Genomic DNA, 10,473 nt, shown 5'->3' with positions numbered 1-10,473 from the left:
AGCCTCGCTCCTACGGGGTGTGGGGGTTTCATGGAATATAATCCGACGCGGACACTGCAGGAGCGAGGCTTGCCCGCGAAGAGGCCATTACTGACACCACACCTTTTCCCGCAGGCAACAAAAAGCCCACCAAAAGGTGGGCCTCTTGTCTTACAGCGCTATCAGAACAACTTCATCTTCGGCGCTTCTTCTTTCAGCGGTTCGACTTTCGCCGTCTGCTCGTTCCAGCCACCACCCAGTGCCTTGTACAGATTGACCGCACTGATCAGCTGCGCCAGACGATCAGTGATCAGCACCTGCTGGGCGCTGAACAACTGACGCTGGGCGTCGAGGAAGGTCAGGTTGCTGTCGACACCGATACGGTAGCGACGCTCGGCCAGACGGTAGTAGTCCTGGTTGGCGGTGACGAAATCACGCTGCGCCTGCAGCTGATCGGTGTAGGTCTGGCGGGCGGCCAGGCCGTCGGCGACTTCCTGGAAGGCCGTTTGAATGGACTTCTCGTAGTTCGCCACGCCGATGTCTTTCTGGATTTTCGAGTAATCCAGGCTGGCGCGCAGGCTGCCGGCATTGAAGATCGGCAGATTGATCTGCGGCGAGAACAACCAGGTGCCCGAGCCGCCCTTGAACAGACCGGACAAGTCCGGGCTCAGGGTCCCGGCATTGGCCGTCAGGCTGATGCTCGGGAAGAACGCCGCCCGTGCCGCGCCGATGTTGGCGTTGGCAGCTTTCAGGTTGTACTCGGCCTGGAGAATATCCGGACGACGTTGCAGCAAGTCCGATGGCAGACCGGGCGGTACGTCGCTCAGCAGGTTGTCAGATAGCGGTTTGGCTTCTCGCAGATTGGCCGGGATGCCGGTGCCGAGCAGCAGCACCAGGCTGTTTTCGTCCTGCGCGACCTGACGGGTGTACTTGGCCAGTTGCGCCCGGGCGTTTTCCACCGAGGTACGCGACTGGGCCAGGTCCAGGGCCGAGGCCACACCGACTTCGTTGCTGCGCGCGGTGAGCTTGTAGCTCTCCTCGAACGCACCGAGGGTGTCCTGGGTGAGTTTCAGCAGTTCCTTGTCGGCCTGCCAGGTCAGGTAGGCATTGGCCACGCTGGCCACCAGACTGATCTGCGTGCTGCGACGGCCTTCTTCTGTCGCGAAGTACTTCTGAAGGGCTTCTTCGCTGAGGCTGCGAACCCGACCGAACAGGTCGAGTTCATAAGCACTGATACCGACCGTAGCGGAGTAGGAACTGCTGATGCCCGCTTGACCGGTCTGCGACGCGTCAGCCGGAAGACGCTGACGGCTGCCGGTGCCATTGGCTGAAACGGCCGGGAACAGATCGGCGCGCTGGATGCGGTATTGAGCCGCGAACGCGTCGATGTTCAGGGCGGCGACACGCAGGTCACGGTTGTTTTCCAGCGACACCTGAATCAGCTGTTGCAGTGCCGGGTCATGGAAAAACTGCTTCCAGCCCTGTTCCGCAGCGGCCTGATTCGGCGCCTGGGCCGACGAGTACGCCGGACCTTGCGGGTATTGGCCCGCCACTGGTGCCTCAGGTTGCTGATAGTCGGGAATCAGCGAGCAGCCGCTCAGCACGAAGGCGGCAACGGCGATGGAGAGTAGCGACTTGCTCATTGGCCAGCCTCTTTAGAAGGTTCAATTGCGTCATCCTGGTCGGCTTTTTTGCGCTGGCCAATGGACGACACGGTAACGAAGAACAGTGGGACCCAGAAGATCGCCAGGACGGTGGCGGTGATCATACCGCCAATCACCACCGTACCGATGGCGTGCTGGCTACCCGAGCCGGCGCCAGTGGAAATGGCCAGCGGCACGACGCCGAGGACAAACGCCAGGGAGGTCATGATGATTGGACGCAAACGCATGCGGCAAGCCTCGATGGCGGCCTCCTGCAAGCTCTTGCCCTGTTCATGCAGGTCTTTGGCGAACTCGACGATCAGAATGGCGTTTTTTGCCGCCAGACCAATGGTGGTCAACAGACCCACCAGGAAGTACACGTCGTTGGACAGACCGCGCAAGCTGGTCGCCATCAAGGCTCCGATAATCCCCAGCGGCACCACGAGCACCACCGCAATCGGAATCGACCAGCTTTCATACAACGCGGCCAGACACAGGAACACCATCAGGATCGACAACGCGAACAGCGCTGGCGCCTGCGAACCCGCCAGTCGCTCCTCGTACGACAGGCCGGTCCAGGAAATACCAACACCGGCCGGGAGTTTCTGGGCCAGGGCTTCGACTTCGGCCATGGCTTCACCGGTGGAATAGCCGGGTGCCGGGGCACCGAGAATTTCCATCGCTTCTACGCCGTTGTAACGCGAGAGCTTCGGTGCACCGTAAATCCACTCGCCCTTGGCGAACGCGGAGAATGGAACCATGGTGCCGGCGCTGTTGCGTACGTACCATTTCTTCACGTCTTCAGGACTCATGCGAGCGCCCGGCTGGCCTTGTACGTAAACCTTCTTCACCCGACCGCGGTCGATGAAGTCGTTGACGTAGCTACTGCCCAGGGCAATCGACAGGGTGCTGTTGATGTCGGCGATGGTAATGCCCAGGGCGCTGGCCTTCTCGTCATCGATTTCCAGTTGGTATTGCGGTTCGTCGTTCAGACCGTTCGGGCGGACCTGCGACAGCACCTTGCTCTGCGCCGCCATGCCGAGGAACTGGTTGCGTGCAGCCATCAGTGCGTCGTGACCGATACCAGCACGGTCTTGCAAGAACACGTCGAAACCGGTGGCGTTACCCAGCTCCAGCACCGCCGGAGGTGCGAACGCAAACACCATGGCGTCACGGAAGGTGAAGAAATGCTGTTGGGCACGGGCCGCGACTTTGAACACGCTGTTGTCGGCGTTACGTTCGGCCCACGGTCGGAGCATGATGAACGCCATACCCGAACTCTGACCACGGCCGGCGAAGTTGAAGCCGGTCACTGTGAACACCGAGGCCACCGCGTCACCTTCACCGCCGTCCTTGCCCGGACGCAGCAGGAACTCACGCATCTCGTCCACGACCACTTGGGTGCGCTGGGAACTGGAACCGGCCGGGGTTTGCACTTGGGCAAACAGTACACCTTGGTCTTCTTCCGGCAGGAATGCGGATGGAATACGCAGGAACAACCAGATCATGCCGACGACGATGATCACGTACACCAGCAGATACGGCACCTTGTTGCGCAGAATGTTGCCAACGCCGCGTTCGTAGCTTTTCACGCTACGGTCGAAGTTGCGGTTGAACCAGCCGAAAAATCCGCGTTTCGGGACGCCGTGCTCACCCTTGGGAATCGCTTTGAGCATGGTGGCGCAGAGCGCCGGGGTAAAGATCAGGGCAACCAGTACCGACAGGGCCATGGCCGAGACGATGGTGATCGAGAACTGCTTGTAGATCACACCGGTGGAACCGCCGAAGAACGCCATCGGCAACAGTACCGCCGACAGCACCAGAGCAATACCGACCAGTGCACCCTGGATCTGCCCCATGGATTTCTTGGTGGCTTCCTTGGGGGACAGGCCTTCTTCACTCATGACCCGTTCGACGTTCTCCACCACGACGATGGCGTCGTCCACCAGCAAACCGATGGCCAGCACCATACCGAACATGGTCAGGGTGTTGATGCTGAAACCGAACGCCGCGAGGATTCCGAAGGTCCCCAGCAGTACCACGGGCACGGTCATCGTGGTGATGACGGTGGCGCGGAAGTTTTGCAGGAACAGGAACATCACCAGGAACACCAGCACGATCGCTTCGACCAGGGTTTCAACCACACCCTTGATCGACTCGGTCACCACCGGTGTGGTGTCGTACGGGAACACCACTTCCATCCCTTGCGGGAAGAACGGCTTGAGGGATTCGATGGTTTTGCGCAGAGCTTTTGCAGTGTCGAGGGCGTTGGCACCGTTGGCCAGTTTCACCGCCAGACCGGAGGCCGGGCTACCGTTGAACTGGGCGCTGATCGAGTAGTTTTCACCGCCCAGAGCGACATCCGCCACGTCGCCGACACGCACTTGCGAACCATCTTTGTTGACCTTCAGCAAGATGGCCTTGAACTGCTCAGCCGTTTGCAGACGAGTCTTGCCGATGATCGTCGCGTTCAACTGTTGGCCGGCCACGGCAGGCAAACCACCGAGCTGACCGGACGACACCTGGACGTTCTGCGCGGCGATGGCGGCTTTCACGTCCCCCGGGGTCAGGTTGAAGTTGTTCAACTTGGCCGGGTCGAGCCAGATCCGCATTGCGTACTGCGCACCGAAGACCTGGAAGTCACCTACACCGGCGGTCCGCGAGATCGGGTCCTGCATGTTCGACACGATGTAGTTGGACAGGTCGTCCTTGGTCATGCTGCCGTCGCGAGATACCACGCCGATCACCATCAGGAAGTTTTTCACTGCCTTGGTCACGCGGATACCCTGTTGCTGCACTTCTTGCGGCAGCAGCGGGGTGGCCAGGTTCAGTTTGTTCTGGACCTGAACCTGCGCGGTATCGGAGTTGGTGCCCTGCTCGAAGGTCGCGGTAATGGTCATGCTGCCGTCGGAGTTACTTTCCGAGGAGACATAACGCAGGTTATCGATACCGTTGAGCTGTTGTTCGATGACCTGCACCACGGTGTCCTGCACGGTTTGTGCGGACGCGCCTGGGTAGGTGACCTGGATCGCAATGGCCGGAGGCGCAATGCTCGGGTATTGGTTGATCGGAAGTTTGAGAATCGAGAGTGCCCCGACCAGCATGATCACCAGGGCAATTACCCAAGCGAAAATCGGACGGTCGATAAAAAATTTCGACATGGTTTACTCCCCTTTGCCGCTGGAAGCCTTGTCAGCTGCCTGTGCGGGGGCCGGGTTCTTTGCGCCAACGTTAGTCGCTTCACTGGCTTTGACTTCGACGCCAGGTTTGACGAATTGCAGTCCTTCGGTGATCAGACGATCGCCGGCCTTCAGGCCGTCTTCGATCAGCCATTGGTTGCCGACGGTGCGGCTGGCCTTGAGCTGACGCAGTTCGACCTTGTTGTCCGCACCGACGACCAGTGCGGTCGGCGAGCCTTTGAGGTCGCGGGTTACGCCTTGTTGCGGCGCCAGAATGGCAGCGGCGTTCACACCGGATTTGAGCTGAGCGTGTACGAACATGCCCGGAAGCAGCGTGTGATCCGGGTTCGGGAACACTGCACGCAAGGTCACGGAGCCGGTGGTCTGGTCAACCGAGACTTCGGAGAATTCGAGCTTGCCTTCCTGTTTGTACTGGCTGCCGTCTTCGAGCGTCAGCTTGACCGCCGCTGCCGTGTCGCCAGCCTTTTGCAGGCGACCGCTTTCCAGTTCGCGACGCAGCTCAAGCAGCTCGACCGAAGACTGGGTGACGTCGACATAAATCGGATCGAGTTGCTGGATCACCGCCATGGCATCGACCTGGCCGTTGCTGACCAGCGCACCCTCGGTCACGTTCGAGCGGCCGATGCGGCCGGAAATCGGCGCGTAGACCTTGGTGTACCGCACATTGATCTGAGCGGTTTGCAGCGCGGCTTCCGATTGCATGCGGTTGGCCACCGCCGTGTCGTATTCCTGACGGCTGACGGCCTGTTCGTTGACCAACTGCTTGTAGCGATCCGAGATCGACTTCGTCTGTTGCAGGTTGGCTTGGGCGCTTTTCAGCGTAGCGTCATAGACCGACGGATCGATCTGATACAGCTGCTGGCCGGCCTTGACGTCACCGCCTTCCTTGAACAGACGTTTGAGAATGATGCCATTGACCTGTGGGCGAACTTCGGCGATGCGGAACGCACTGGTGCGCCCCGGCAGCTCGGACGTCAGGGTAAAGGCTTGAGGTTGCAGGGTGACCACGCCGACCTGAGGAGGCGGTGCGGCGGGTGCCGCTTCTTCCTTTTTGCATCCGCTGAGCAGTGATGCCAGGGCGACGGCGGCGACCAGAGCGGTAACAGCTGGCTTGAATTGCATGAAAATCCTCGGGTCAGGCGCGCAAGAAACGCACTAGAAATGTGAAAGGGTAAAAAATGAGTGCTGAGTGGATAAGTAGCTTGCTAAGGAATATACTTACGTTCATGGTTGTTTGTAAACACCTTGACTGCGTATCCACCCCGTTACCAACGCCCGTCAAAGGTTCGAATTGTAAGCCGGGGACGAGTCCCAAGAGCGCTCGCCCCACTTTTGTTCAGCGGCTGTTCAGACATCGCTGAAGCATCCCGATTGAGGTTTTACTGCCATGGTCCGTCGTACCAAAGAGGAAGCTCAAGAAACCCGCAGCCAGATACTGGAAGCGGCAGAGAAAGCCTTTTATGAAAGAGGCGTGGCGCGCACTACGCTGGCGGACATCGCGACTCTGGCCGGCGTGACTCGCGGCGCCATCTACTGGCATTTCAGCAATAAGGCGGATCTGGTGCAGGCCATGCTCGATAGCTTGAAAGAGCCGCTGGATGAAATGGCCAGGGCCAGTGAAAGCGAAGATGAACTCGATCCGCTGGGCTGCATGCGCAAACTGCTGATTCATTTGTTTCATCAAGTTGCCCTGGATCCGAAGACCCGACGCATCAATGAGATTTTGTTTCATAAGTGCGAATTCACCGATGAAATGTGCGATCTGCGTCAGCAGCGTCGTGAAGTCAGCCTCGATTGCAATGTGCGAATCGCCCTGGCCCTGAGTAATGCGGTGAATCGGGGGCAAATGCCCGAGGACCTCGACACAGTCCGCGCGGCCATCAGCCTGCACGCCTACATAGATGGCATGCTGTACCAGTGGCTATTGGCCCCGGACAGTTTTCAACTGCACACCGAAGCCGAGCGTTGGGTCAATACAGGATTGGACATGCTGCGCCTGAGCCCCAGCCTGCGCAAATAAAACAAAATGCGTAATTGGATCCGTTTATGTCAACCATTAAGGCGAGCGTTGATCCCTTCAATGTTCGCCTTAATGCACCGGGATGCTTTTATATACGCACGCTCGTCAGGTTGAAAGGTAGCGAGCTACGTATTTTGTAGTGATTTTGTGTCGTGCGTGTGAATCGGTGTGAAGCTCTGTGAATAAACATGGCGCAACAAAAAGCCCCGGCTCTTTCGAGTCGGGGCTTTTGCATTTCAAGGGGGATGCTTACATCACGGGATAGTCGATGTAACCCACGGGCCCCTTGGCGTAGAACAGCTCGGGACGCGCTTCGTTAAGCGGCGCATCCGCCTTCAAGCGTGCCGGCAGGTCCGGGTTGGCAATGAATGGAACGCCGAAGGCGACTGCATCTGCCTTGCCGCTGGCCAGCCAAGCGTTGGCGCTGTCCTTGGTGAAGCGTTCGTTGACGATGTACGGGCCGCCGAACGCTTCTTTCAATTGTGGACCCAGGCTGTCGCCGGCTTCTTTCTCACGGGAGCAAATGAACGCGATGCCACGCTTGCCCAGTTCGCGAGCGACGTAAGTGAACGTCTCGGCCAGGTTGTCATCGCCCATGTCGTGGGAGTCGGCACGCGGAGACAAGTGCACGCCGACGCGGCCAGCGCCCCAGACTTCGATTGCGGCGTCGGTTACTTCCAGCAACAGGCGCGCACGGTTTTCCAGGGAGCCACCGTAGTTATCGGTGCGCTGGTTGGTGCTGCTTTGCAGGAACTGATCGAGCAGGTAACCATTGGCACCGTGGATTTCCACGCCGTCAAAACCGGCAGCCTTGGCGTTCTCGGCACCGGTGCGGTAGGCGTCGACGATGTCGGCGATTTCAGCGGTTTCCAGTGCGCGCGGGGTTGGGTAGTCGGACAATGGGCGAACCAGGCTGACGTGACCCTTTGGCTGGATGGCGCTCGGTGCGACTGGTGCTTCACCGTTCAGGTACGACTCGTGGGAAACCCGGCCGACGTGCCACAGTTGCAGGAAAATCTTGCCGCCCGCACCGTGGATCGCTTTGGTCACGTTCGCCCAACCGCGCACTTGGTCGTTGGACCAGATACCCGGAGTGTCCGGGTAGCCGACGCCCATCGGCGTGACCGACGTGGCTTCGCTGAGGATCAGGCCGGCCGAGGCGCGTTGTACGTAGTATTCGGCCATCAGGGCGTTTGGCACCCGGCCTTCGTCGGCGCGGCAGCGGGTCAGCGGCGCCATGATGATGCGGTTGGCCAGCTCGATGTCGCCCAGTTTGATCGGATCGAAAATAGTCGTCATTTAAGTACAACCCTCGTGAAGTATCAGTTGATAGCAGGGGCCAGTTCGGGATTACCGCGCTGACGGAAAGTAATCAGGGTCACCAGTAGGGCGAGTACTGCCAGTGCTGCTGCCGCGAGTGGAACGCTGGTCAAGCCGAAACCGTGGGCGATGACGCTGCCGCCGACCCAGGCGCCCAAGGCGTTGCCGATGTTGAAAGCGCCGATGTTCAGGGTCGACACCAGGTTCGGCGCGTCCTTGCCGTAGGTCACCACGTTCACTTGCAGGGCGGGGACGGCGGCGAAGCACGCGGTGGCCCAGAGGAACAGGGTGATTTCGGCCGGGATCAGCGCGACGCTGGTCCAGGTCAGTACGGTCGAGATCACGGCCATCGAGATGAAGACGCCGATCAGCGTTGCGGCCAGGCCTTTGTCAGCCAGCTTGCCGCCGATGATGTTGCCGACCGTCAGGCCCAGTCCGATGAGCATCAGGGTCCAGGTCACGCCTTTGGGCGAGACGCCGGTGACATCACCGAGCAGCGGGGCGACATAAGTGAACAGGGTGAATACCGACGCCGCGAACAGCGCCGTCATGCTCAGCGACAGCCAGATCCCGGCGCCTTTGAGGGCGCGCAGTTCGGCGCGCATGTCGAGTTTCTCTTCATCGCGCTTGGCCGGCAGGAAGCGGATCAGGCCAATCAACGCGATCACACCAATCACGGTCACTGCCCAGAAGGTCGAGCGCCAGCCGGCTTCCTGACCGAGCGCGGTGCCCAACGGAACGCCGAGCACGTTGGCCAGGGTCAGGCCGGTGAACATCAAGGCCACGGCGGAGGCGCGTTTGTTCGCCGGAACCAGACCTGCCGCCACCACCGAACCGATACCGAAGAACGCACCGTGGCAGAGGGCCGTGACCACACGGGCAAACATCAGCACGTTGTAATCGGTCGCCATGGCACAGAGCAGGTTGCCGATGATGAAAATGCCCATCAACGCGACCAGTGCAGCCTTGCGCGGTAATCGGGAGGTGGCCAGTGCCATGAATGGCGCACCGATGGCCACGCCCAGGGCGTAACCGGTCACCAGCCAGCCAGCGCCCGGGATCGACACGCCGAGGTCAGCCGCCACATCGGGCAACAAGCCCATGATGACGAACTCGGTGGTGCCGATGGCGAAGGCGCTCAAGGCCAGAATGAGAAGCGAGAGGGGCATTGGTTAATTCCTTGTCGGAGCGCTGAGCTCCTTGACGATGGCCGCGAGGAACGCCTGGATCACGTCCTCGTTGCGCTTGAAGAAGTGCCATTGACCGGCTTTCTGGCTGCTGATCAGTCCCGCACGTTGCAAGGTCGCCAAATGGGCGGACACGGTCGACTGCGACAGGCCGCAGCGTTGATCGATCTGTCCGGCGCAAATGCCGTACTCGTGGTTGTGGATCTGTTCCGGGAACTGGGTCTTGGGGTCTTTCAGCCAGATGAGGATGTCTCGGCGGACTGGGTGTGCCAGGGCTTTTATTATTTCGTCGAGGTCGATGGTCATGGGTTTGGGCTCGTGATGAGTAAAACGCTATATCGCGATGTGGCGAACTTTAAATCGGTAGATCGCGATATACAAATATGATTTTGGTCTGACGAGCGCATAAATCGCTATATCGGGTTATAACGATACGGTGAGTGTCAACATTCGAAGGCGCAATGCTAAGCTGCGCCCATGAACTATCTCGCCCATCTTCACCTCGGTCGCCAGCGCCCCGGTCAATTGCTCGGCAGTCTGTATGGCGATTTCGTCAAGGGACGGCTGCAAGGGCAGTTCAACCCGGAGATTGAAGCGGCCATCCAGCTACATCGCAGCATCGACGTCTTCACCGACCGCCATCCGTTGGTGGATGCCTCGCTGTCGCGATTTTCCACCACACGCCGGCGTTACGCCGGGATCGTGCTCGACGTGTTTTTCGACCACTGCCTGGCGCGGGACTGGACCCTCTACTCGGACCAGCCGCTGGAGCGGTTCACCTCGGATGTGTATCGGGTGCTGTCGACTGAGCCTCAATTGCCGGAGCGGTTGGCGAGGATCGCGCCGCACATGGTGGCGAATGACTGGTTGGGGTCTTATCAGGAGTTTGATGTGCTGGACCAAGTGCTGCGGGGGATTTCGCGGCGGTTGACCCGGCCTGAGGAACTGGCGGGGGCGATGCAGGAATTGCGTCGGCTGTACGAACCGCTCAGTGAGGATTTCCGGTTGTTTTATCCGCAGCTTCAGGATTTCGCCCAAAACTACCCTGCGCCTTAAACCCCTTGTAGGAGTGAGCCTGCTCGCGATAGCGGTGTGTCATTCAGCATCATTGTTGAATTTAAAAC

8 protein-coding genes are annotated in these 10,473 nt (G+C 59.6%); 2 read left to right on the top strand and 6 right to left on the bottom strand.

Annotation, left to right across the window (positions count from 1 at the left end):
- Positions 1–161 precede the first annotated feature (161 nt).
- From emhC to QMX98_RS27440, 3 genes are read right to left on the bottom strand one after another with little or no spacing between them, the layout of a single operon-like run.
- A complete protein-coding gene (emhC, locus tag QMX98_RS27450; RefSeq protein ID WP_010462522.1) occupies positions 162–1,622 on the bottom strand; it encodes an efflux RND transporter outer membrane subunit EmhC in 1,461 nt (486 codons plus the stop codon).
- Positions 1,619–4,783 (bottom strand): efflux RND transporter permease subunit EmhB, encoded by a 3,165-nt coding sequence (emhB, locus tag QMX98_RS27445; protein WP_145307460.1) that lies wholly within the window; start codon positions 4,781–4,783, stop codon positions 1,619–1,621. The genes emhC and emhB overlap by 4 nt, the downstream gene beginning before the upstream one ends.
- Positions 4,784–4,786: 3 nt before the next feature.
- Positions 4,787–5,944, bottom strand: a complete 1,158-nt coding sequence (locus QMX98_RS27440) for an efflux RND transporter periplasmic adaptor subunit (protein ID WP_010462517.1) — start codon at positions 5,942–5,944, stop codon at positions 4,787–4,789.
- 265 nt (positions 5,945–6,209) lie between these two features.
- On the opposite strand from QMX98_RS27440, the gene emhR reads away from it, so the two are divergent.
- Complete coding sequence (emhR, locus tag QMX98_RS27435) at positions 6,210–6,842, top strand: efflux system transcriptional repressor EmhR (protein ID WP_010462515.1); 633 nt, start codon at positions 6,210–6,212, stop codon at positions 6,840–6,842.
- Between the two features lie 249 nt (positions 6,843–7,091).
- Here emhR and QMX98_RS27430 read toward each other — a convergent pair whose 3' ends face one another.
- From QMX98_RS27430 to QMX98_RS27420, 3 genes are read right to left on the bottom strand one after another with little or no spacing between them, the layout of a single operon-like run.
- On the bottom strand, positions 7,092–8,141 hold the full coding sequence (locus tag QMX98_RS27430) for an alkene reductase (RefSeq protein WP_010462513.1): 1,050 nt from the start codon (positions 8,139–8,141) through the stop codon (positions 7,092–7,094).
- A 23-nt stretch (positions 8,142–8,164) separates the two neighbouring features.
- Positions 8,165–9,331: an MFS transporter gene (locus QMX98_RS27425; RefSeq protein ID WP_172792364.1), complete on the bottom strand. Its 1,167-nt coding sequence runs from the start codon at positions 9,329–9,331 to the stop codon at positions 8,165–8,167.
- Positions 9,332–9,334: 3 nt separating this feature from the next.
- A complete protein-coding gene (locus QMX98_RS27420) occupies positions 9,335–9,655 on the bottom strand; it encodes a helix-turn-helix transcriptional regulator (RefSeq protein WP_010462509.1) in 321 nt (106 codons plus the stop codon).
- 171 nt (positions 9,656–9,826) lie between these two features.
- On the opposite strand from QMX98_RS27420, the gene QMX98_RS27415 reads away from it, so the two are divergent.
- The gene (locus QMX98_RS27415) at positions 9,827–10,405 is read left to right on the top strand and encodes an ACP phosphodiesterase (protein WP_282411664.1); all 579 of its coding nucleotides are present in this window, start codon (positions 9,827–9,829) and stop codon (positions 10,403–10,405) included.
- The last annotated feature ends 68 nt before the right edge of the window (positions 10,406–10,473 follow it).

The organism is Pseudomonas sp. PS02303, from assembly GCF_029959925.1.
Lineage (GTDB): Bacteria > Pseudomonadota > Gammaproteobacteria > Pseudomonadales > Pseudomonadaceae > Aquipseudomonas > Aquipseudomonas mandelii.
This window is presented reverse-complemented; position numbering and strand designations above follow the sequence as displayed.

What these genes read in the sequence shown, in the direction of transcription:
- emhC (WP_010462522.1), bottom strand. Translation starts at nt 1,622, where the DNA reads ATGAGCAAGTCGCTACTCTCCATCGCCGTTGCCGCCTTCGTGCTGAGC.
- emhB (WP_145307460.1), bottom strand. Translation starts at nt 4,783, where the DNA reads ATGTCGAAATTTTTTATCGACCGTCCGATTTTCGCTTGGGTAATTGCC.
- QMX98_RS27440 (WP_010462517.1), bottom strand. Translation starts at nt 5,944, where the DNA reads ATGCAATTCAAGCCAGCTGTTACCGCTCTGGTCGCCGCCGTCGCCCTG.
- emhR (WP_010462515.1), top strand. Translation starts at nt 6,210, where the DNA reads ATGGTCCGTCGTACCAAAGAGGAAGCTCAAGAAACCCGCAGCCAGATA.
- QMX98_RS27430 (WP_010462513.1), bottom strand. Translation starts at nt 8,141, where the DNA reads ATGACGACTATTTTCGATCCGATCAAACTGGGCGACATCGAGCTGGCC.
- QMX98_RS27425 (WP_172792364.1), bottom strand. Translation starts at nt 9,331, where the DNA reads ATGCCCCTCTCGCTTCTCATTCTGGCCTTGAGCGCCTTCGCCATCGGC.
- QMX98_RS27420 (WP_010462509.1), bottom strand. Translation starts at nt 9,655, where the DNA reads ATGACCATCGACCTCGACGAAATAATAAAAGCCCTGGCACACCCAGTC.
- QMX98_RS27415 (WP_282411664.1), top strand. Translation starts at nt 9,827, where the DNA reads ATGAACTATCTCGCCCATCTTCACCTCGGTCGCCAGCGCCCCGGTCAA.